The sequence below is a fragment of the Burkholderia mayonis genome, from assembly GCF_001523745.2.
Classification (GTDB): Bacteria; Pseudomonadota; Gammaproteobacteria; order Burkholderiales; family Burkholderiaceae; genus Burkholderia; species Burkholderia mayonis.
The window spans coordinates 2530515-2552672 of record NZ_CP013387.1; the positions used below are offsets into that span (position 1 = coordinate 2530515).

General features: G+C 66.9%; 18 protein-coding genes and 1 pseudogene. 13 read left to right on the forward strand and 6 right to left on the reverse strand.

All coding sequences use genetic code 11. From position 1 onward, the window contains the following. Positions 1-75 precede the first annotated feature (75 nt). On the forward strand, positions 76-900 hold the full coding sequence (locus WS70_RS30270) for a phosphate/phosphite/phosphonate ABC transporter substrate-binding protein (protein WP_059471096.1): 825 nt from the start codon (positions 76-78) through the stop codon (positions 898-900). A 242-nt stretch (positions 901-1142) separates the two neighbouring features. Here WS70_RS30270 and WS70_RS30275 read toward each other — a convergent pair whose 3' ends face one another. Beyond that, entirely contained in the window at positions 1143-2045 is a 903-nt protein-coding gene (locus WS70_RS30275) for a LysR substrate-binding domain-containing protein (RefSeq protein ID WP_059596902.1), read from the reverse strand. Between the two features lie 181 nt (positions 2046-2226). On the opposite strand from WS70_RS30275, the gene WS70_RS30280 reads away from it, so the two are divergent. The 8 genes from WS70_RS30280 to WS70_RS30315 all read left to right on the forward strand — a co-directional run bounded on the left by WS70_RS30280 (position 2227) and on the right by WS70_RS30315 (position 13301). Further along, positions 2227-3408, forward strand: a complete 1182-nt coding sequence (locus WS70_RS30280) for a M20 aminoacylase family protein (RefSeq protein ID WP_059596901.1) — start codon at positions 2227-2229, stop codon at positions 3406-3408. A gap of 39 nt (positions 3409-3447) precedes the next feature. Further along, on the forward strand, positions 3448-4770 hold the full coding sequence (locus WS70_RS30285) for an MFS transporter (protein ID WP_059471099.1): 1323 nt from the start codon (positions 3448-3450) through the stop codon (positions 4768-4770). 155 nt (positions 4771-4925) lie between these two features. Next, positions 4926-7571 (forward strand): glycoside hydrolase family 15 protein, encoded by a 2646-nt coding sequence (locus WS70_RS30290; RefSeq protein WP_059596900.1) that lies wholly within the window; start codon positions 4926-4928, stop codon positions 7569-7571. Further along, a complete protein-coding gene (locus tag WS70_RS30295) occupies positions 7565-7912 on the forward strand; it encodes a hypothetical protein (protein WP_059596985.1) in 348 nt (115 codons plus the stop codon). The genes WS70_RS30290 and WS70_RS30295 overlap by 7 nt, the downstream gene beginning before the upstream one ends. 497 nt (positions 7913-8409) lie before the next feature. Beyond that, positions 8410-9660, forward strand: a complete 1251-nt coding sequence (locus WS70_RS30300) for an ROK family protein (protein WP_059471101.1) — start codon at positions 8410-8412, stop codon at positions 9658-9660. After that, the gene (locus tag WS70_RS30305) at positions 9647-11200 is read left to right on the forward strand and encodes a sugar ABC transporter ATP-binding protein (protein ID WP_059596899.1); all 1554 of its coding nucleotides are present in this window, start codon (positions 9647-9649) and stop codon (positions 11198-11200) included. Before WS70_RS30300 ends, WS70_RS30305 begins: the two co-directional genes overlap by 14 nt. A gap of 42 nt (positions 11201-11242) precedes the next feature. Next, the gene (locus tag WS70_RS30310; RefSeq protein ID WP_059471103.1) at positions 11243-12277 is read left to right on the forward strand and encodes an ABC transporter permease subunit; all 1035 of its coding nucleotides are present in this window, start codon (positions 11243-11245) and stop codon (positions 12275-12277) included. Positions 12278-12353: 76 nt separating this feature from the next. Then, entirely contained in the window at positions 12354-13301 is a 948-nt protein-coding gene (locus WS70_RS30315; protein WP_059596898.1) for an ABC transporter substrate-binding protein, read from the forward strand. A 215-nt stretch (positions 13302-13516) separates the two neighbouring features. Here WS70_RS30315 and WS70_RS30320 read toward each other — a convergent pair whose 3' ends face one another. Further along, positions 13517-14896, reverse strand: a complete 1380-nt coding sequence (locus WS70_RS30320; RefSeq protein WP_059596897.1) for an FAD-containing oxidoreductase — start codon at positions 14894-14896, stop codon at positions 13517-13519. Between the two features lie 29 nt (positions 14897-14925). On the opposite strand from WS70_RS30320, the gene WS70_RS32600 reads away from it, so the two are divergent. From WS70_RS32600 to WS70_RS30335, 3 genes and pseudogenes are all read left to right on the forward strand, one after another. Next, on the forward strand, positions 14926-15363 hold the full coding sequence (locus tag WS70_RS32600; protein WP_059596896.1) for a hypothetical protein: 438 nt from the start codon (positions 14926-14928) through the stop codon (positions 15361-15363). Positions 15364-15396: 33 nt separating this feature from the next. Continuing rightward, positions 15397-15881 (forward strand): annotated as a pseudogene (locus WS70_RS30330) (GGDEF domain-containing protein); the annotation flags it as partial. Between the two features lie 113 nt (positions 15882-15994). Continuing rightward, the gene (locus tag WS70_RS30335; protein WP_226382895.1) at positions 15995-16168 is read left to right on the forward strand and encodes an ATP-binding cassette domain-containing protein; all 174 of its coding nucleotides are present in this window, start codon (positions 15995-15997) and stop codon (positions 16166-16168) included. Positions 16169-16684: 516 nt separating this feature from the next. Here the strand turns inward: WS70_RS30335 and WS70_RS30340 are convergent. After that, complete coding sequence (locus WS70_RS30340; protein ID WP_226382984.1) at positions 16685-17662, reverse strand: acetylserotonin O-methyltransferase; 978 nt, start codon at positions 17660-17662, stop codon at positions 16685-16687. On the opposite strand from WS70_RS30340, the gene WS70_RS33335 reads away from it, so the two are divergent. Next, the gene (locus WS70_RS33335; protein ID WP_226382990.1) at positions 17543-17854 is read left to right on the forward strand and encodes a hypothetical protein; all 312 of its coding nucleotides are present in this window, start codon (positions 17543-17545) and stop codon (positions 17852-17854) included. The two genes, WS70_RS30340 and WS70_RS33335, sit on opposite strands and share 120 nt — an antisense overlap. On the opposite strand, the gene WS70_RS30345 is transcribed toward WS70_RS33335, so the two are convergent. The 3 genes from WS70_RS30345 to WS70_RS30355 are packed head-to-tail and all read right to left on the reverse strand — an operon-like array spanning position 17835 to position 22081. Further along, positions 17835-18230, reverse strand: coding sequence for a nuclear transport factor 2 family protein (locus WS70_RS30345; protein WP_059471108.1), 396 nt, complete (start codon positions 18228-18230; stop codon positions 17835-17837). The two genes, WS70_RS33335 and WS70_RS30345, sit on opposite strands and share 20 nt — an antisense overlap. Positions 18231-18254: 24 nt before the next feature. After that, positions 18255-19253, reverse strand: a complete 999-nt coding sequence (locus tag WS70_RS30350) for an NAD-dependent epimerase/dehydratase family protein (protein WP_418230162.1) — start codon at positions 19251-19253, stop codon at positions 18255-18257. A 20-nt stretch (positions 19254-19273) separates the two neighbouring features. Next, positions 19274-22081, reverse strand: a complete 2808-nt coding sequence (locus WS70_RS30355; RefSeq protein WP_059596895.1) for a non-ribosomal peptide synthetase — start codon at positions 22079-22081, stop codon at positions 19274-19276. Positions 22082-22158 lie beyond the last annotated feature (77 nt).

Below are 22158 nucleotides of genomic sequence, written 5' to 3' on the forward strand. Positions count from 1 at the left end.
AGCAGCGATGCGTTCGCAGACCCGGCAAGCGGGACGCGCGCCCGCCGAATGCGCTGAAATCCGTAGAATGTCGGGATGACTCGATGGATCGCCGGACTGCCGATGTATAACGTGACGCCGCGCCACGCCGCGCTGTGGCGCGCGCTGCTGCGCGATGCGCTGCGCAGGTTCGCGCGCGCGGGCGGCCCGGCCGACGTCACGCTGCTCGACGAGCCGTTCGGCGAGCTGCTGCCGCTATGGCGCCGCGACGATTTGCTGCTGTCGCAGACGTGCGGCTATCCGTACCGAGTGCTCGGCGTCGCCGACACGGTCCATCTGATCGCATCGCCCGTATTCGACGCCGACGGCTGCGACGGCGCACGCTACCGAAGCGCGCTCGTCGTATCGCGCGACGCACACGCGCGCGGCGCGACGACGCTCGCCGCCTGCCGCGGCCTGCGCGCCGCCTATAACGGAGACGATTCGCACAGCGGAATGAATGCGCTGCGTCACGCGGTCTCGCGGCATGCGCGCGATGGACGCTTCTTCTCGACGGTCACATGCACCGGCTCGCATCTGGGCGCGCTGCGCGCGCTCGACGCGGGCGAAGCGGATCTTGCCGCCATCGACTGCGTGACGCTCGCGTACGTGCGCGATGCATTGCCCGAGCTGCTGCGCGGCGTGCGGATCATCGGCGCGACGGCATCCGCGCCGAGCCTGCCGTTCATCGCATCGCGCGCGCTCGGCGACGAGCAAGCCGCGTCACTGCGCGACGCACTCGATGCGGCGGTCGCGGCCGACGTCGAACGCGCGCACGTGTTGCGACTACGCGGCTTCGAGCGGCTCGTGCCCGACGATTACTCGGAGATCGAACGATTTGCGCGCGACGCGGCCGCGCTCGGCTATCCGGCACTCGCGTAACGCGCAACGCGCCGCGCGAGCGCGCAACCGGGGCAACTGGAGCGGACGCGATCGGCATGGAACGCGCGACGAGCGTCCGCCTCGCTTGCCTTTCGACGAGATGCGAGAGGCGAGAGGCCGGGGGCCGAGCATGTCGATCGACCCGCAGCAAATGCCTGACCCACCCGCGCCGCGCGACAACCCAACCAAGCGCCACCGCGTGATACGGCAACCGGAACGAACCGAGCCGCACGCGTCCAGCGTCAACGCAATCCATGCCGCCGCGCCGCATCGCGCATGCAATCGACCAGCATCGACGCAGCCGGCGTCAGCGGGCTGTCACGGCGCGTCACCACCTGCACGGTCACGGCCGGAATCGTCTCGCGTATCGGCAGCACCGCGATCCGGTCGCGCGACCATTCGACGTCGAGCAACTGCTCGGGCATCGCGGCAATCAGATCGGAGCCCTGAATGAGGCTGTGCGCGATCGCATAGCTCGGGCACTCGACGACACGCATCGGCGTCGGCAAGCCGTGCTCGACGAAACAGTTGAACATGAGCTGCGTCGAGCTTTCGGGCGACGGATTCATCAGCCAGTCGGCGTCGACAAGATCGGCGAGCGACGTCGCCGACGCGAGCGGATGATCTTTGCGCGCGACGATCACGTGTCGGCTCGCATACAGCTCCGAGTGATCGAACTCTGCGGCGAGCAGCTCCGGCACCACCACCGACACGGCGAAATCGAGCGATCCGTCGTGCAACTTCGGCAGCGCGACAGCCGGAAACCCTTCGACGATGCTCACGCGCGCGACCGGAAAGCGCCGCCGAAACGCGCGAAATGCGTCCGGCAGGATCGTCACCGCTGCGGCAGGCGTGATGGCCGCCGCGACAGCGCCCGTCGTCGCGCCTTGCGCCTGTTCGATGTCGTCGCGCGCACGCTGCATTTCGGCGACGATGAGGCGCGCGCGCACCTGAAGCTGCTGGCCGAATCCGGTGAGCTGCACGCCGCGCGCCGTGCGCACGACGAGCGACACGCCGAGCGCGAGCTCCAGTTCCTTGACCGCCTTCGTCAACGCCGCCGGCGACACGTTCAGCCGGCGCGCGGCCGCGCGAATGCTTCCCTCGTCGGCGACGGCGACGAACGCTTTCAACTGATGATATTTCATACGGAACGCGCGATTCGGAGAAGCCTTTCATTCGCTGCACCGCAGTGGATCAGGGTGTTCCCTAGAGGCAACCCGCAGTGAGCACCGACGCAATTTATCAGCTTATGGTGCGCGAAAAAAATTCATATGCTTCGCCGACAAGTCCGCGCAAGCGCGCACCCATGCCCCACAAGGAGACAGCATGCAGCCCGAGAATCCCGTCATCCCCGGCATCGCCGCAATCGCGCCCGATCTGATCGACGTGCGCCGCCGGATCCACGCGCATCCCGAACTCGCATTCGAAGAGACGCTCACGAGCGATCTCGTCGCCGAGCTGCTCGCCGGCTGGGGCTACGACGTGCATCGCGGGCTCGGCAAGACGGGCGTCGTCGGCGTGCTGCGCGAAGGACAAGGCGCGCGCACGCTCGGCCTGCGCGCCGACATGGACGCGCTGCCGATCGCCGAAGCGACGGGGCTGCCGTACGCGAGCCGTCATACGAACAAGATGCATGCATGCGGACACGACGGCCACACGGCGATGCTGCTCTGCGCAGCGCGCCACCTCGCCGCGACGCGGCGATTCTCCGGCACGCTGAATCTCATCTTCCAGCCCGCCGAAGAGAATTTCGGCGGTGCGAAGGCGATGATGGACGACGGCCTGTTCGAACGCTTTCCGTGCGATGCGATCTTCGCGATCCACAACATGCCCGGCCGCGCGGCAGGCGACATGACGTTCCGCGCGGGCGCCGCGATGGCGTCCTCCGACCGCGTGACGATCACGCTGCACGGCTTCGGCGGCCACGGCGCGATGCCGCATTTCGCACGCGATCCGATGTCGGCGGCAGGCAGCATCATGGTCGCGCTGCAGACGATCGTCGCGCGCGAAGTCGATGCGCAGCAGGCGGCCGTGATCACCGTGGGCAGCGTCCAGGCCGGCGAGACGTTCAACATCATCCCCGAGACCGTCGTGATGAAGCTGTCGGTGCGTGCGCTGAACGCCGACGTGCGCGAGCTGCTCGCGCGCCGCATCGAAGCGCTCGTGAAGGGCCAGGCGGAAAGCTTCGGCGTTGCCGCGGACATTCAGTATGACTACGGTTATCCGGTGCTCGTCAATCATCCCGAGCCGACTGCGTTCGCATTGGACGTCGCGCGCGCGATGCTCGGCGCGGATCGCGTCGAAGCGGACGCCGCGCCGCTGATGGGCAGCGAGGATTTCGCATACATGCTCGAGGCGCGCCCCGGCTGCTACGCGTTCATCGGCAACGGCATCGGCAGCAAGGGCGGCTGCATGGTGCACAACCCCGGCTACGACTTCAACGACGACATTCTCGCGATCGGCGCGAGCTACTGGGTCCGACTGGCCGAAGCCTGGCTCGTCGCCTGACGCCTTCTCGCCCGCCGTCTTGCGTTCTTCGGGGATCACATGGAAACATCCACGCTCAATTTCGCCGGCGCGCCGGCCGACGCGCGCGCCGCCGCAAAAAAACGCCGCCTGATCGCCGCAGCCGCGGTCGGCAACGCGCTCGAGTTCTACGACTTCACCGTCTACAGTTTCTTCGCGATCCTGATCGGCAAGCTGTTCTTTCCGGTTCACTCTTCGTTCGGACAGCTGATGCTCGCAGTCGCGAGCTTCGGCGTCGGATTCGTCACGCGCCCGCTCGGCGGTCTCGTGATCGGCATGTACGCGGACCGCGTCGGGCGCAAGCGCGCGATGATCGCAACGCTGCTCATCATGGCGCTCGGCACTGCGACGATCGCGGTCGCGCCGACTTACGCGCAAGCCGGCATCGCGGCGCCGCTGCTGCTCGTGATCGCACGACTGCTGCAAGGTTTCGCGTCCGGCGGCGAGGTCGGCGCATCGACCACGCTGCTGATCGAGCAGGCGCCGCAGGCGCAACGCGGATTCTACGCATCGTTCCAGTTCTCGAGCCAGGGACTCGCGGCGCTCGTCGGCGCGCTGACGGGCGTCGTGCTGACGTCGACGCTCAGCGCCGCGCAGCTCGAAAGCTGGGGATGGCGCGTGCCGTTCGTCATCGGCACGCTGTTCGCGCCGCTCGGCTACTGGCTGCGGCGCACGGTCGACGAAACGCCGGCCGCGGCGCGCTCCGCATCCGCTTCGCGCGAAGACGCCGCATCGCTGCCGCTCGCGGATGTACTGCGCCACCACGGCAAAGCCGTGTTCACCGGCCTCGGCATCACGATCGGCGGCACGTCGATCCATTACATCATCGTGTTCTACATGGCGATCTACGGCGTGCAGGTATTGCATCTGCCGAGCTGGCTGTCGATGATGGCCGGCTGCATCGCGGGCGCGACGCTCGCGATCGTGACGCCGATCGGCGGCTGCCTGTCGGATCGCTACGGGCGCAACCGGATCGTCTGGTGGACGCGCATCGCGCTGATGCTCACGATCTATCCGGCATTCGTCGCGCTGAACCGCTGGCCGGGCGCCGTCTCGCTGCTGACGATCATCGCGGCGCTCTCGTGCGTGCATGCGATCAACATCGGCGCGATGAGCGCGATGCTCGGCGAATTGTTCCCGCGCGCGGTGCGCGCGACGGGCGGCGCGCTCGTCTACAGCATCGGCGTCGCGATCTTCGGCGGATTCGCGCAGTTCTTCGTCACGTGGCTGATCGCCGCGACCGGCGACGCGAACGCGCCCGCGTACTATGCGATCGGCTGCGGCGCGCTGACGTTGATCGCGCTGCGCTCGATGGACGACAAGGCGGGCAAGCCGCTCGATTGACGTTGAACGCCGCGGCGCTGCCGAGCGGATGTAGTATCAATACATAGTCGACTACAAGACATTGAAAATATTGACTCTTTCGGCTTCTCATGAGATATAGCGCATGTTGTTTTGCTACAAGAACGACAGCATACGAACTCATAACGGAGACGAAAATGTCGGCAAAGCACTTCAGATTCAAACAGGCGGTGCTGGTTGGCAGTTTGGCGGTAATGGCGGGCGTCGCAGCGTTGCCAGCGTCCGCGTCGGCCGCCGAAGCGTTCGGTTCGCCCGGCGCGACGCCGGTGAGAGGCCCAGCGGCCAAGTCGTTCCTCGGCACCGCGGTCAACGGCGCATCGCGGGTCTACTTCACCGGCTATCGCGGCATCCTGTCCGAGGTCTACTATCCGGTCCTCGACACCCCCGAATCCGTCGACTTGCAGTTCCTGGTCGGCGATAGCGGCAAGACCTTCGTCGACGAAGAAAAGCTGCAGGCCTACTCGGCCGCGCAGACTGACACGCGCACGATGAGCTGGCAAGTGACCACCAGCAACAGCGCGCACAACTGGCAGATCCGCAAGATCGTCTTCGCCGATCCGAACTACAACGCGATCGTCCAGCGCGTCACCTTCACCGCGCTCAACGGCCACAAGGTCGGCGACTTCAACCTCTACATGCTGTCGAAGCCGTACCTCGACAACGCCGGCAGCAACAACACCGCGCAAACGGTGTCGGGCAGCGGCGGCACTGCGCTCGTCGCCAATCACAACAGCCGCTATTCGGCGCTCGTGACGAGCCGTCCGTGGAAGGCGGTCAACGGCGTCGGCATGACGTCGAACGGCTTCGTCGGACAGAGCGACGGCTGGACCGACCTGCTCGGCGGCACCGCCGGCAAGACGATGGACTGGACCTTCTCGTCCGCCACCAACGGCAACGTCGCGCAGATGGGCTGGATCGACCTCGGCGATCCGACCGCGACGAGCGTGTCGTTCGACGTCGTGCTCGGCTTCGGCGGCACGCAGGACCAGGCGCTCGGCGATGCGAACACGGTGCTCGGCAGCGATCTCGCCGGCGAGCAGCAGCAGTACGACGCGGCGTGGCACAACTACGCGGCGGGCCTGTCGTCGCAGAACGGCGCCGCCGACGACGGCTACTATCTGGCCGCGATGACGCTCAAGACGATGCAGGACAAGAGCAACGGCGCGATGATCGCCGGCATCGGCACGCCGTGGGGGGAAACGCAGGGCGACGCGAATGCGGGCGGCTATCACCTCGTCTGGCCGCGCGATCTGTTCAAGTTCGCCAACGCGCTGACGACGGCGGGCGACACGTCGACCGCCACGAGCGTCGTCGATTATCTGTTCAATACGCTGCAACAGACGACCGACTGCGGCGCCGCCGAATACAACGCATCCGGCTGCTCACAGGGCTACAGCCGCGTCGGGCGCTTCCCGCAGAACGCGTGGGTGAACGGCTGGCCGTATTGGCAAGGCACGCAGATGGACGAGCAGGCGATGCCGATCATCCTCGCGTGGCGGCTCGGCCCGAGCGTGTTCAATCCGTTGTGGCCGAAGATCAAGCTCACCGCCAACTACATCGTCGACACCGGTCCGTGGACCTATCAGGAGCGCTGGGAGGAGAACGCCGGCTATTCGCCGTCGACCATCGCCGCCGAGATCGCCGGCCTCGTCACGGCAGCCGACATCGCGACGCAGAACGGCGACACGACGAGCGCCGCGCGCTACCTCGCCGCAGCCGACTACTGGCAGGAGAACGTCGCGGCGTGGACGTACACGTCGACCGGCTCGTTCGGCAACGGCAGCTACTACATCCGGATCAATCCGGCGAGCCGCTCCGGCACCGGCACCGATCGCGCGAGCTTCGCGCCGACAGCGGGCCCGGACACGCCGCAGACGCTGTCCGTCAAGAACGGCGGCGGCAGCCACGACGCGCGGCGCGTCGTCGACGGCGGCTTCTTCGAACTGGTCCGGATGGGCGTCAAGCGCGCGACGGATTCGACCATCGTCAACACGATCTCGGTCTACGACAGCGTGCTCGGCCAGTCGCTGAGCCTGGCGAACACGCCGGCGCTCTCGCCCAACGCGTGGTTCCGCTACAACTTCGACGGCTACGGCGAGCACAACGACGGCAGCAACTTCGACGGCGCCGGAGCCGGCCGCTTGTGGCCGATCTTCACCGCCGAGCGCGGCATGTACGAGATCGCGCGTCAAGGCAGCGGCGGCGCGGGCAGCGCGTATTTCTCGACGCTCAAGCAATTGACGACGCCCGAGGGCTTCCTGCCGGAACAAGTGTGGTCGAATTCGACGACGCTGCCCGACGGCTGGGCCGTGACCACGCCGGCCGGCTACGCGCCGGGCCAGCCGACCAAGTCGATCGCGCCGCTGAACTGGGCGATGGGCGAGTACATCAGCCTGCTGGCGTCGATTCAGGCCGGCCGCATCGTCGACATTCCGTCGGTCGTCTGCGCGCGCTACAACAATTGCGTCGCGCCGCTGCGGAGCGGGCAGGTGTCGGTGGCGATCAACGTCAACGCCAGCACCCAGCTCGGCCAGCAGGTCTACGTGACGGGCAGCGTCGCCGCACTCGGGAACTGGAACACCGATCTCGGCATTCCGGTCGACCCGACCCATTACCCGGTGTGGAGCAACACCGTCAACATGCCAGCCGGTCAGGCGATTCAGTACAAGTACTATCGCAAGAACGCGGACGGCAGCGTGACGTGGGAGAACGGGTCGGGCAATCGGCAGCTCCAGACGCCGACGAGCGGCACGCTGACGCTGAACGATCAGGTGAACTGGTGAGCTCGCGCGCGAGTTGGCTGGCGCTTGCTGCGGCGATGCTGCTCGGAATGGCTGCGGCAGGTTGGCGCTATGGACTGCTTGCGAATCGGGAGCCGATTCCGGCGGCCGCGCCTGCGCCGACCTCGCTTGCGCCCGACCATGCGCAGCCCGCGCCGCCGCCTCCGCCCGCGCCGCCGAACCGGCCGCTCGTCAAGGCGCTGCCGCCCGTCAAGGTCAAGCCGGGCGGGACCGGTTGGAGCCCCGATCCGGCGACGACGCGGGCGCCCGTCGAAGGGCAGCGCGGTGCGCCCGACATCCCCGGCGCTCAGCCGTTGCGGCCGCCGGCGGCGGCTTCGCCATGAGCACGGCTTGAACGGCCCAGGCATCGCCTGATGTTGCCGGGAACGTCCGTCGATTGAGCCATGCATACCCGGTCGACGGACGGACTGACGCCGGCTTTCCATCCATCGGAAAGTCACCGGTTCGGTCATATTCGCCGCAACATCTCGAATTCGCCCGATGCCTCGATGAAGATCGAGACCATACGATTTCAGCCACGCCTTCATCCGGTACGCGCGACGATTCATCCATTTTGGATGACGAATCAACGCCATCCCCGATGACGACATTCCATTCAGAAATGCGATCGAACCGCCCAAGCGCTCGGCCATTCCGGACGCTCGCAAGCGGCGTTCGACAGCGAGCACACAGCCTGCTGAAAGCAAATCGTCATCGACGACACCCCCATCCCCGGCCCCCGGGAATCCCCTAGGCAGACACGTCCGACGTCTCGCAGTTAAATAAATCAACTTGATTTATTTAACCTCTGGCGAATCGCGCCAAACCCGGAGGAGACATCATGAGGAGTCCGCACATCGGCCAGGGCAGCAATTCGGCCAACGTGCGCCGCTACAACGAGCGCCTCCTGCTGAAGGCCCTGCGGCGCGCGGGCAGCGCGTCGAAGGCCGATCTCGCGCGGCTCGCCAATCTGACGGGCACCGCGGTCGGCGGCATCATCGCGTCGCTCGCCGACGCGAAGCTGATCGAATTCGCCGGCCGCCGCGTCGAAGGCCAGCGCGGCCAGCCCGCATCGCTGATCCGCCTCGATCCGCGCGGCGCGTTCGGTATCGGCGTGCGCCTCGACCGGATGCGCATCGAGACGGCGCTCGTCAACTTCGCCGGCGACGTGCTCGGCCGCCGCTCGCACGATACGCTGCTCCCGCCGCCCGCCGTCGTGCTCGACATCGTCCGGGAAGACGTCGACGCGATGCAGCAGCTCCTCTCCGCGCACGAACGCGAACGCCTGACGGGCGTCGGCGTCGCGCAGCCGTACAACCTCGGCAGTTGGCTGCGCGAGCTCGACCTGCCAGCCGACGCGTTCGGCGCGTGGGCCGAAGTCGATTTCGCGAGCGAACTCGATCGTGCGATCGCGCTGCCCGTCTTCAGCGAAAACGACGGCAACGCCGCCGCGATCGCCGAGCTGTTCTACGGCTGCGGCCGGCAGCGCGACGATTTCGTCTACCTGTTCCTCGGGCCGGCGATCGGCGGCGGCATCGCGGTCGACGGCGACTGCCTGCGCGGCGTCACCGGCAACGCCGGCGACTTCGCGATGATGCCGGTGCCGCCGAGCCGCCTGCCTTCGGCGCCGAATCCGCGCGGCGCGTGGGACATCCTGATCACGCGCGCGTCGCTCAACGGGCTCATCCGGCATCTGCGCTACTGCGGCGAACCCGTCGAGAATCGCGCAGATCTCGAAGCCTGCATCGCGCGCGGCGCGAAGGCCGTCGACGAATGGATCGACGATTGCGTCGACGCGCTCGCGCCCGCGCTGCGCGCGGCGCTCGCCGTGCTCGAATCGCCCGTCGTCGTGCTCGACGCCGACACCGACGCCGGCCTGATCGACACGCTGATCGCACGCCTGCATGCGGCGCTCGCGGCAAACGCGCCGGAAGCGCGCGGCACGCCCGCGCTGGTGCGCGGCTCGTTCGGCTCGGACGCCGGCGCGATCGGCGCCGCGACGCTGCCGATGTTCTTCAACTTCTCCCCCCGCGCCGGCATCCTCAGAGGCGCAAGCGCGGAATCGCAGGAGGCCAGATATGCGGCGTTCTGATCCGTCACGTCCGTTGCTCGAGATGCGCGGCATCAGCAAGACGTTCCCCGCCGTGCGCGCGCTCGTCGACGTGAGCCTCACCGTCCGTCCCGGCGAAATCCATTCGCTGATGGGCGAGAACGGCGCGGGCAAGTCGACGCTCATCAAGATCCTGTCGGGCGCGTACCAGGCCGATCCCGGCGGCGAAATTCTCATCGACGGCGCGCCGGTCGCGATCGACGGCCCGCTCGCCGCCCGCGATGCCGGCGTCGCCGTGATCTACCAGGAACTGTGCCTCGCGCCGAACCTGACCGTCGCGGAGAACATCTACGTGGGCCGCGAGCTGCGCCGCGGCAACGGCCGCTGGGGCACGATCGACCGCGCCGCAATGGCGCGCGGCTGCCAGGACGTGCTCGAGCGACTCGGCGCGGACTTCGGGCCGAACACGCTCGTCGGCACGCTGTCGATCGCCGAGCAGCAGCTCGTCGAGATCGCGCGCGCCGTCCACACGAAGGCGCGCATCCTCGTGATGGACGAACCGACCACGCCGCTGTCGTCGCGCGAGACCGAGAACCTGTTCCGGCTGATCCGGCAACTGCGCGCCGAAGGCCTCGCGATCATCTACATCAGCCACCGGATGGCGGAGATCTACGAGCTGTCCGACCGCGTGTCGGTGCTGCGCGACGGCGCGTACGTCGGCACGCTCGACCGCGACGCGCTGTCGGCCGAGCGGCTCGTCGGCATGATGGTCGGCCGCGACATCTCCGGCTTCTACAAGAAAGCGCACGCGCCGTACGACCCCGGCAATCTGCTGCTGTCGGTGCGCGACGTCGCGGACGGCGGCCGCGTGCGCGGCTGCAGCCTCGATCTGCACGCGGGCGAAGTGCTCGGCATCGCGGGCCTCGTCGGCGCGGGCCGCACCGAGCTCGCGCGGCTCATCTTCGGTGCGGAGCCGCGCGTGCGCGGCGAAATCAAGCTCGGCGGCGAGACGTTCGATGCGCATTCTCCGCGCGACGCGATCGACGCCGGGCTCGTCTACCTGACCGAGGATCGCAAGCGCCAGGGCCTGTTCCTCGACATGAGCGTGCGCGACAACATCAACATCTCGGTCTGCGGGCGCGACGCGCGGCTCGGCGCGCTCGATCTCGCGCGCGGCGCGCAGCGGGCGCGCGATGCGATCGCGTCGCTGTCGATCCGCGTGCCGCATGCGAACGTCAACGTCGGCGCGCTGTCGGGCGGCAACCAGCAGAAAGTCCTGCTGTCGCGCCTGCTCGAGACGAAGCCGCGCGTGCTGATCCTCGACGAGCCGACGCGCGGCGTCGACATCGGCGCGAAATCGGAGATCTACCGGATCATCAACGATCTCGCGCGCGCCGGCGTCGGCGTCATCGTGATCTCGAGCGAGTTGCCGGAGATCATCGGCGTCGCCGATCGCGTTCTCGTGATGCGCGAAGGCAGGATCGCCGGCGAGCTCGGCGGACACACGGGCGAGCGGATCACGCAGGAAGCGATCATCGCGCTCGCCACCGGCTCCCGCACCGAAGCGGCGGCCGCGCACTGAGCGGCCACCGTCGACTTGTCATCTCACTTTCAGGTTATCGCCATGACCCAACAGATGAAGCAAAGCGAGATCGCTTCCGTGCCGCCCGGTCCGGCGCAGCACCGCGCGCCGCAGCGCGCCGCCGACCACCGCGCGCGCATGCAGGCGCTGATGCGCACGGCCGGCATGCTGCCCGTCCTCATGCTCCTGTGCATCGGCTTCGGCTTCATGACTGACGGTTTCTTCACGCTTCAGAACCTGTCGATCGTCACGCAGCAGGCGTCGATCAACATCGTGCTCGCCGCCGGCATGACGTTCGTGATCCTGACGGGTGGCATCGACCTGTCGGTCGGCTCGGTGCTCGCCGCCGCCGCCGTCGCGTCGCTTCTCGCATCGAACATTCCCGGCTGGGGCTGGCTCGGGATTCCCGTCGCGCTGCTGGTCGGGCTCGCGTTCGGCGTCGTCAACGGCGGGCTGATCTCGTTCCTGCGCCTGCCGCCCTTCATCGTCACGCTCGGCGCGCTGACCGCCGTGCGCGGGATCGCCCGCCTGATCGGCAACGATGCGACGATCTTCAACCCGCAGCTGCCGTTCGCGTTCATCGGCAACGGTTCGATCCTCGGTGTGCCGTGGCTCGTCGTGATCGCGCTCGCCGTCGTCGCGATCTCGTGGTTCATCCTGCGCCGCACGGTGCTCGGCATGCGAATCTACTCGGTCGGCGGCAACCCGGAAGCCGCGCGGCTGTCCGGCATCAACGTGCGCGGCATCGAACTCTTCGTCTACGCGACGTCGGGCCTGCTCGCCGGCCTCGGCGCGCTAATGTCGGCCGCGCGGCTCTATGCGGCCAACGGCCTGCAGCTCGGCCAGTCGTACGAGCTCGACGCGATCGCCGCGGTGATCCTCGGCGGCACGAGTTTCGTCGGCGGCGTCGGCTCGATCGTCGGCACGCTGATCGGCGCGCTGATCATCGCGGTGCTGTCGAACGGGCTCGTGCTGCTCGGCGTGTCCGACATCTGGCAGTACATCATCAAGGGGCTCGTGATCATCGGCGCCGTCGCGCTCGACCGCTACCGCCAGCACGAATCGGCCCGCACCTGACGCAGCGAACCGCCATGCGGCGCGCGCGCAGGTCCTCGCGCGCGCCCTCCATCACGGACCATACGGAGACAACGACATGTTGGAGATCAAGCACAAGCTCGTTCAGACCGGCCTCGCATGCGCGCTCGCGTTCGCGGCATGCGCCGCCCACGCGGCCGACAAGCCGCTCAAGTCAATCGGCATCACCGTCGGCTCGCTCGGCAATCCGTACTTCGTCACCGTCGTGAAAGGCGCCGAAGCGCAGGCGAAGGAAATCAATCCGAACGCGAAAGTCACCGCGGTTTCCGCCGATTACGACCTGAACAAGCAGTTCACGCAGATCGACAACTTCATCTCGGCACGCGTCGACATGATCCTGCTGAACGCCGCCGATCCGAAGGCGATCGAGCCCGCCGTGCGCAAGGCGCGGGCGGCCGGCATCGCGGTGGTGGCGGTCGACGTCGCGGCGGCCGGCGCGGACGCGACTGTGCAGACGAACAACGTGAAGGCGGGCGAACTCGCCTGCGACTACCTCGCGAAGAAGCTCGGCGGCAAGGGCAACGTGATCATCGAGAACGGCCCGCAGGTGTCCGCGGTCGTCGATCGCGTGAACGGCTGCAAGGCTGTGCTCACGAAGAATCCGGGCCTCAAGCTGCTGTCGAGCGATCAGGACGGCAAGGGCTCGCGCGAAGGCGGGATGAACGCGATGCAGGGCTACCTGACGCGCTTTCCGAAGGTCGATGGTCTCTTCACGATCAACGATCCGCAGGCGATCGGCAGCGACCTCGCCGCGAAGCAGTTGCATCGCAACGGCATCGTGATCACGTCGGTCGACGGCGCGCCCGATATCGAGACCGCGCTCAAGAGCGACACGCAGGTGCAGGCGTCGTCGAGCCAGGACCCGTTCGCGATGGCGAAGAAGGCCGTCGCGGTCGGCTACGGGATCATGAACGGGCACAAGCCCGCCAATTCGATGATCCTGCTCGAACCCACACTCATCACGCGCGACAACGTGAAGAGCTACAAGGGCTGGAGCGCGCATTGATTCGTCACGGCCGCTCGCGCCCGGGGGCGATGCGCCCGATGGTGCGGATGCCTGAATGATGTGCGGTAGTCGCAGGCCGGCGCAACGCGTCGGCCCGAACGCCGATGCTTGCGCAACGCCGGGGGCTCAACATCCGGCTCTCGGCCATGAGCGGAAGCTCGCTCGATCGGGAACAAAGCTCCGCTCACGCGTGCGTCCCGGCGATCCCCCCAACGCTATTCCAGCGGATGCAAATCCTGAAGCAGCGTCGGCACCAGCTCGGACACGGTCGGGTGAATGTGCATCGCGCGGCTGACCGTCGTGTACGGCGCTTTCGCGTACATCACGTCGAGCAGTGAATGCACGACTTCGTCGCCCGTCACGCCGAGGATCGACGCGCCCAGAATCGCTTCGCTGTCCGCATCGACGATCACCTTCATGAATCCCTGGCTCTCGCCTTTTTCCATCGCGCGCCCGACGCGCGTCATCGGGCGCGTGCCGACCAGCAGCCTGCGCCCCGATCCAACCGCTTCGGCCTGCGTCATTCCCACGCGGGCGAGCGGCGGATCGATGAACATCGCGTAGGCCGGGATGCGGTCCGACACCCTGCGTGAGTCGTTGTCGAGGAGGTTGGCCGAGACGATCTCGTAGTCGTTATAGGACGTATGGGTGAATCCGCCGCGGCCGTTGCAGTCGCCCATCGCCCAGATGCCCTCGACGTTGGTGCGCAACTGCTCGTCCACTTTGATGTAGCCGCGCGCGTCGGTTTCGACGCCGGCCCTGTCCAGTCCGAGATCGTCGGTGTTGGGCACGCGCCCGACGGCGAGCAGCAGATGCGAGCCCTCCACTTCACGCGCGCCGGCGGCGCAATCGAGCCCGACGACCACGTTGTCCGAGTCGCGCCGCACGCTCAGGCAATCGGCGTCGAGCCGGACGTCGATTCCCTCGCCTTCCAGAATCTCCCGCACCGTCTGCGACACGTCCTCGTCCTCGCGCTTGATCAGCCGCGCGCCTTTTTCCACGATCGTCACGCGCGATCCGAAGCGCCGGTACATCTGGCCGAACTCGAGCCCGACGTAGCTGCCGCCGACGATGACCAGATGCTCCGGCAGGAAGTCCACGTCCATCATGCTCGAGTTGGTGAGATAGGGCACCTGATCGAGTCCCGGCATCGGCGGAATCAGCGCCCGCCCGCCGACGTTGATGAAGATCCGGTCGGCTTCCAGCAGTGCGTCGCCGACGTGCACGGCGTGCGCGCTCTCGAAGCGGGCATGGCCCTGATAGACCGCGCCATTCTCCAGACCACGGACCCACTGTTCGACACCATGGTTCGAACGCGCCGAGATCTCGTCCTTGCGCGCCTTCACCTTTTTCATGTCGACCGTGACGGGCCCGCCGATCGCCACGCCGTATTCGCCGGCCCGTCGAGCCAGGTGCGCCGCGTACGCGCTCGCGATCAGCGTCTTGGTGGGGATGCAGCCGGTGTTCACGCACGTCCCGCCGAAGCGCGCCCGCTCGACGACGGCCACTTTCATGCCCGCGCCGGACAGCCGGGCGGCGAGCGGGGGGCCGGACTGACCGGTGCCGATGATGATTGCGTCGAAGCGTCGAGTCATTGCGCTCTCCTTCGTTGCTGCAGCACGGAATGCATGCCGCCTCGCAAGCGATCCGCGTGCCTTCGAGGCCGCGCCGCGGGCAGCATCCGGACATCCCGGATATGGTAGGCCTGCTGATCGACGATGGCGATCGGCCCTGCAACATTTGCAACGCAGGCGTTCGAATCGCGGGCGAGGCATCGGCGGCGAATTCACGCGTCACGCGGGCTCGGGAAATGAAAACGGGATACCGGCCAGACGCCGAGCACCGCGCGCTTCATGCGCCCGCACCGCGTCGCTCGCGGCGTCAGGCCGGAAACGAACTCGCTCCGTCGAAGCACGCCACTTGCGCAAAGCCTTTGACGCACCGCACCGACGATCTCGTCGTCCGGCACTCGCTCGCGCGTGCGGCAATCGAAAAAACGCATTCATCCATCGCCGCGCGACGCACATCGCACTCGAATGACGATGCGTCCCGAATCGACTAAAGTAACGCAACGACGCAGCGGTTCGCGGAATACGAGCGCTTCGAAAAGGCCCTTCGCCATGCGAATCGGCACAATCAACCCAGCGCACTCGTGATAGTCGACGTCGATCATTTCAAACACTACAACGACGCATTCGGCCATTTGCAAGGGGACACGTGTCTCGTCGCCGTCGCCGTCGCGGCCGCGCTGTCCGGCGTGGCGAGTCATCCTAACGATTTTGTCGCGCGCTATGGCGGAGAGGAATTCGCCGTCGTGCTGCCGGGCACGGACGAACGCGGCGCGGCGACGATCGCCGAGCAGGTGCGGCAATCGGTCGAACGCCTGCGTATCGCCGCCGACATGACGCCCAGCTACGTCACGGTGAGCGCGGGCTATGCGACGAGCAGCGGCAATCCGTTCGAAACGCCGGAAACGCTGGTCGCGGCCGCCGACGCGCGCTTTATCGCGCGAAGATGCTGGGCCGGAACATCATTGCAGCACCGCACTTCGAAGCGCCCAAAGCAGCGCTGCGCCGCTGAATTTCAGGTCGCGCACGTTCTCGCGGTCGCGAACCGGTCGTCCGGGACATCACGCCGGTCGAACCGAGTCGCGCGCAGCGACGTTTGCATGGCGAGCGCTCGTTGGGATTCTCGTGGCCGGACGTGACATCACCGCTCATGGGCTCGGCAGCAACGGTTACGGCAAGTCGACGTTCCTGAAGTGCGTGGTCGGCCTCAACCGGCCGACCCGCGGCACGATCGAGGTCGCCGGTCGCAACCTCGCCGACCTCTCCGGCGAGTTGTTCGGCGCGCCGTGCGGCGCGTGACAGCGGATGCGTGCCGCACGAACGATCGTCGTCGCCGCTGGTTTCCTTCCGCCTGCGCGGCTGCCGACGAACTCGTGGAATCGATGAGGCGCACGAGACGCGATGCCGACCTGCGGCCGATGCCGACGGATACAGGCAGCGCCACGGTGGAGGTTTATCGGGGCTTTCCGGCTACGTGTACTTGTCGCCGTCCGTGCTGCGGATCGGATTGGTATCCATAGACGATGATCATCCGCTCGATGGGCCTATCTGCGTGGTGATGAAACCTCGCGCATAGAGCCGCGCAGCCGGCGCTGCGCATCGTGCGCCGGCATCCGGCCTCGAACCGAGCGCCATCGACGTCGCACCGCGCGCTTGCCGTTCGCCATCGATCGTGCGCACAGCATCGGCCCGATTGGATCGAGCCGCGCGCCCATTACACGCGCATGTGCGCGCTACCGACCGTCGAGCACACGCCGATTGCCGGCGAGCCGAACGGCCGCGGACCGCGCCGATCCGCGCGGTCCGCGGCATGCGTCACGCCTTGACGCCTTCGATGACGCTGTGCATGCCTTCTGCCGGATGAACCGCCGTCATCGAGAGCCCGGCTGCCTCGTAGAGCCGCCGATACCCGTCGGCCGTGCGCGCATGTCCGCCGGAACTCATGATGAGCATTTCCAGATCGTGCAGCTTCGCGAAATGCGGCTCGCCGGGCGGCGTGAGCACGGCCTCCACCAGCAAAAGCTTTCCACCCGACGGCATGGCTTCCGCGCAGTTCTTCATGATCCGAATGGCCTGCTCGTCGTCCCAGTCGCAGATGACATGCTTCATCACGTAGATATCGCCGCGCGCGTCGATCGACCGGCTCGCGTCGCCCGGCACCACCTCCACGCGCTCGGTCAGCCCGTGCTTCGCGAAAAGCCGCCGCGCGCCATCGCAAGCGTGCGGCAGTTCGAAGAGCACGCCTTTCGCGTTCGGGTTCGCGAGAAGGAGCGTCGCCAGCAGAAAGCCGTGTCCGCCACCGACGTCGACGATCGTTCGGGCTCCGGAAAAATCGTACGCGCGGGCCACCGTCGGCGACTCCAGTTCGCTGATGCTCGTCATCGCATCATTGACGAGCTGCGCGACTTGCGGGTGCGCGCCGATGTACTCGAAGCCCGGTCCGCCCACGACGTGCTCGAACGCGCTCCGGCCGGTCTTGACGCTGTAGAGCAGTTGCCCCCACGCCTGCCAGCCCACATCCATGCCCGCCATGCGCGCCATCCCGCGCATCGAGCCCGGCACGTCGCGCCGCAGCGTGTCGCCGAGCGGGCTGTTGCGAAACCGCCGCCCGTCTCCTTCGACGAAAACACCCAGATTGCCGAGCGCGCGCAGCACCCGGTAAAGCGCTTCCGGATGGGTATCCGTCGCGGCGGCCAGCTCGTCCGCCGTCCGTTCCTTCTCCGCCAGCAGATCGGCAATGCCCAGCTCGGCGGCGACATACAGCGCCTGTGCGTTCCACTTGCCGGTGATCATCTGCAGTATCGCGATATGCGGTGCCGGGTTCGCTTCCACTTCCGCCATGAAGTTGCTCCTTTGCATGAGATATGGGTTCGGCCTGTCGTCGTGCGCTCGCGCGGCGACGCGAAGAAACGCGGCGGGCCGGACGGCGCCCGAAGCGTCGTCGTCGCCGCGCGAGCCGCGACCGTCAGGCCGCGATCAGATTGATCATTTCGGCCGTATCGAAATGGTCTTCGAACGTGACCGCCTTGCCGTTCGCGAACTTCCATACGTGCACGAACTTCAACGTGCCGCTGCGACCGTTGACTGCGGTGACGCGGCGCGTGCCGAGCACGACGATGCGGTCGCCGGACTCGATGAACGCCTCCGGCGCGAGCCGCATCTCGGCGATGTGCGTCGGCACGTGCTTGATGAAGGCGATCACTTCGTCGTGACCTTTCTTCGTTCCGCCGAGCCCGTACGGGCTCATGCCGTCCGGGTGGGTCCAGAGCACGTCCGGCGCGAGGGCGGCCAGCACGCCGGGCAGGTCGCGGTTGTGGAAGGCCTCGTACGAGGCCCGTACGGTCTGCATGTTGGTCGACATCGCAAAACTCTCCTGTCTCGCGCGTTACGATTGCACGGCCGAGCGCGGCTTGACCGCCCCGGGGAAGTGGGTTTCGATGGTCCGGCGCACGCCTTCTTTCCAATGCACGATGCAATCGCCGATGAGCGCGCGCCGCTTCGTGTTGTCGAACGCGTACGTTTCCCGCGTCACGTCGCTGCGCTCGAAACGCGCATCGACGCCCGTGATGTCCGCGATGTATTGGAGGCAGTCCTGAATGCCGACGGCGTCGTCCCCGCCCCAGTTCAGCACGAGCGCGGGCGACGTCGCGGCGTCCCACAGCAGCGGCACTTGCCGGACGAGATCGTCGGTATGGATCAGCGACGCCCAGTTCTGGCCTTCCTGCGGGATCGGAACCGGCTTGCCGGCGAGCAGTTGCCGGTACAGCAGCACCGGCACGCCGCCGTGGCCGTACGGGCCGTACGCGACGTTCAGACGCGCGATGACCGTCGGCAGGCCGAGCACGGCCGAGAACGCGCGCACGACGCCTTCGCATGAAATCTTGACGATCGGATAAGCGGGCAGCCAGTGCGCGACGCCGTTGAGCGGGTCCGTCTCCGCATACGGATGGTCGAGCGCCTGACGCGCGTACAGGCTGCCGCTCGACACGTAGATGAACGCGCCGGCGGTCCGGCAGTGCGTCATCAGGCGGCCGGTGGCGACCGTGTTGACCTCGATCGCCTTGTCGAAATCGCCGTCCTCGCCGCGCCGGACTGCCGCGTGCAGCACGTGCGTGAAGTCGTCGGGCAGGCCGTCGAGCGTGTCGCGCTCCATGTCCCACCGCCATGTGTTGACGCCCTTCGCGCGCAACGCGTCCTCGACGCTCGCATCGCTGAAGCGGCCGATCGCCCAGACTTCGTGCTCCGCCGCCAGCGCCTCGGCGACGGGCCGCGCCACCTGGCCGGTCGCGCCCGTGATCAAGATTTTCTTCTCCGCATTCTTCCGCTTCGCGTCAACGCGCGTATCGATGCCTGACACAGTCATGAGAATCCTCTTTTCGGTCATCCGTCACATGAAACGCGAGGTTATTTGCCGCCGAGCGCGCGGTCGAGTTCCGAGCGCAGCACCGCCTGGAACGTGCCGACGTGCGCCGGCCCCATCAGCGTGTAGTGTTCGCCCGCCACGTCGATGTAGCGATTCGGCGCGCGCGTAAACTCGTCCCAGCGGCGCAGCTCCTTGTTCAGCCAGTCTTCCTTGGCGCCGCGCAGCGGAATCGCATAGAAGATCGACATCGACTGCACGTTGCCGGACGGTGCGTACGAACGTCCGAGCGTCAGCAGCGACTGTGCGAGCCCGGCCCATGCGCGGAACTTCAGCAGATCCAGATCGAGTTCGGCGAGCCGCCCGGGCGGTGCGTTGTCGATCAGATACGCGAGCGGGTCTTGCTCCGGCATCGCGGCGCGCAGTTGCGGGGGCAGCGTCAGGGATTGCTGCTTGTCGATCAGCGACAGGAAGAACGCCAGGTTGACGGCCCCTTCCACCTCGTCGAGCTCGTCCATCCGATACTTGATGTGCGGCGGCAGATTGAAGCTGCCGACGAAGTCCACACGCTCGCCTTGCGATTCGAGCACCTTCGCAATTTCGAACGCGACAGCGCCGCCGTACGAATAGCCTGCGACCGCATAGGGTCCGTGCGGCTGCCGCTTGCGGATCGCTTCGACATACGTGTTCACCATCTCGTCGAAGCTGGAGAAGTACGTCTCGCCTTCGTTGAATCCCCGGGCGCGCAACGCATAGAACGGACGTTCGTTGACGAAGTACTTCGCGAGATTGACGAACACGAGCACCTCGCCGACGCCGGGATGCACGCAGAAGAGCGGCGTCTTCGCGCCCGTGAGCTGAAGCGGCACGACCGGATCGTATTCGCCCGCCGCGACGCGCTCGCCAGACGCGAGACGTGCGGCCAGCGCGCGCACCGTCGGGTTCTGGAGGATCGTCACGATCGGCAGATCGACGACGTGCAACCGCTGCTCGACGTGCCGTTTGAGCTTGAGGATGTCGAGCGAGGTGCCGCCGAGATCGAAGAAGCTGGCGGTCGCGCTGATGGCGTCGGGCGCGACCTGGAACATCTCCGCGAAGATCGCGGCGACCGCGGTCTCAGTCTCGCCGGCGGGCGCCACGTAGCCGCCGATCTGACGATTCGTCATGTCGGCGACGGACGCCTTGTAGCCGTCATATCCGCCCGCCTCCAGGCGCTTGCGCATGATGGTGCGCTGGGTCTTGCCGAGGCTCGTTTTCGGGAACGCGTCTTCCGGCAGCGGCAGGATCAGTGCGGGCCGGAAGCCCCACAGCAGGATCGTGCCGTTGCGGATCGCGATGATCAGCCGGTGCAACTGATCCTCGTCTTCCAGCGGAAACGACGGCGTGAACGTCACGACGAGCTGCTCCGATTCGTCGCCGCTGTTGCGCGTCGGAAATGCCGCGACGAAAGAGCGCTTGATGCCGTCCAGCTCCTCGAGCGTCGTTTCGAGTTCGTGGCTGAAGTAATTGACGCCGTTGACGATGACGCTGTCCTTGCTGCGGCCGACGAGCCAGAGCCTGCCGTTCTCGATGCGTCCGAGATCGCCGGTGCGGAACCAGCCGTCATCGGTGAATGCGGCGCGCGTGGCTTCGTCGTTGTTGTGATAGCGATGGAAGATCATCGGGCCGCGCAGCTGGAACTCGCCGGGCTCGCCGTCCGGCAGCAGATTGTTGCGATCGTCCGCGATGCGCATCTGCAGTCCGAGGACCGGCAGGCCGAGCGACGCGAACTCGCGATCGGCGTCGCCTTCCGGGAATTCGCGCGAATACACGGAGCCGGCGCACGTCTCCGTCATGCCGAAAGCCGGCCACATCGCATTGGGAGCGAGTCCGCAAGGCGCGAGGAGATCGAGGAAACGCTGCCCGGTCGCGACGACGATGGCTTCGCCGCCCGACACGATGTGCCGCAACGGCGACAGATCGAGCGTGCGGCGCAAGGCCTCGAGCGCTTCGTCACCCATCGATTCGAGCGCGGCATTCAGTTGCCCGAACAGAAAGTTCGGGGAAAACGTCATCGTGACGCGATAGCGGCTGATGAGGCGCAGGAACAGCAGCGTGTCGGTCAGGATCGCGGCGGACTCGACATGAAGCTGCACGGCGCCGACATAGAGCGGCAGCAAGTGCGCTTCCAGAAGCGCGGCGACGTGATCGAACGAGATCCAGTTGAGCGTGACGTCCGTGGCGGTGAGCTGCTGACGGTCGTTCTTGCCCGCCATCGACGCCAGCAGGTTGTCGTGCGTGAGCACGACCGCCTTCGAATTGCCGGTGGAGCCGGACGTGAGCACGAAGACCGCGGGATCCGACGGCTGCGCGGCGTGAACCGACTCGTCGGGCACCCCCGCGCGCAGCGCGTTCAGGTTGACGGCGAGCGTGCCGCACGGCAGATCGCTCTTCAGCGCCTCGGTCGTGACGAGAAGCGGGTGATCGAGCAGCGTGTCGACATGCGCGAGATGCTTCGCCCAGCGTTCCGGGTCGTTGCGAATCGGCACGAGCGGACACGGGACGAATCCGCCGAGCGCGCAAGCCCAGAATGCCGGAATGAAATCGTTCGCGTGCTCGAGCAGCAGCGCGACCTTCATGCCGGGCCGATAGCCGCGCGCCCGAAGGCCGCCCAATATGCGGCGCGCCTGGTCGAGCAGTTCGGGATACGTCAGGAATACGCCCTTTTCCGCGGACTCCGCCGAAACGAAACGGACGCCCGTGTGCGGATGCAGCCGCGCGGCCCGCAACAGCAGATCGGCCACGTGCCGCGGTGACGGGGTGCGCGCCTCGTGTTCGGAAAGGCGCGGCGAATCGAGGGTTGATGTCGTCATGGTGCAGGTACTCCATGCTTATGGTGCAAGTTATGAGCAAGCGTCCGTGCGCGTTCGCACGGACGCCTCGATAGACA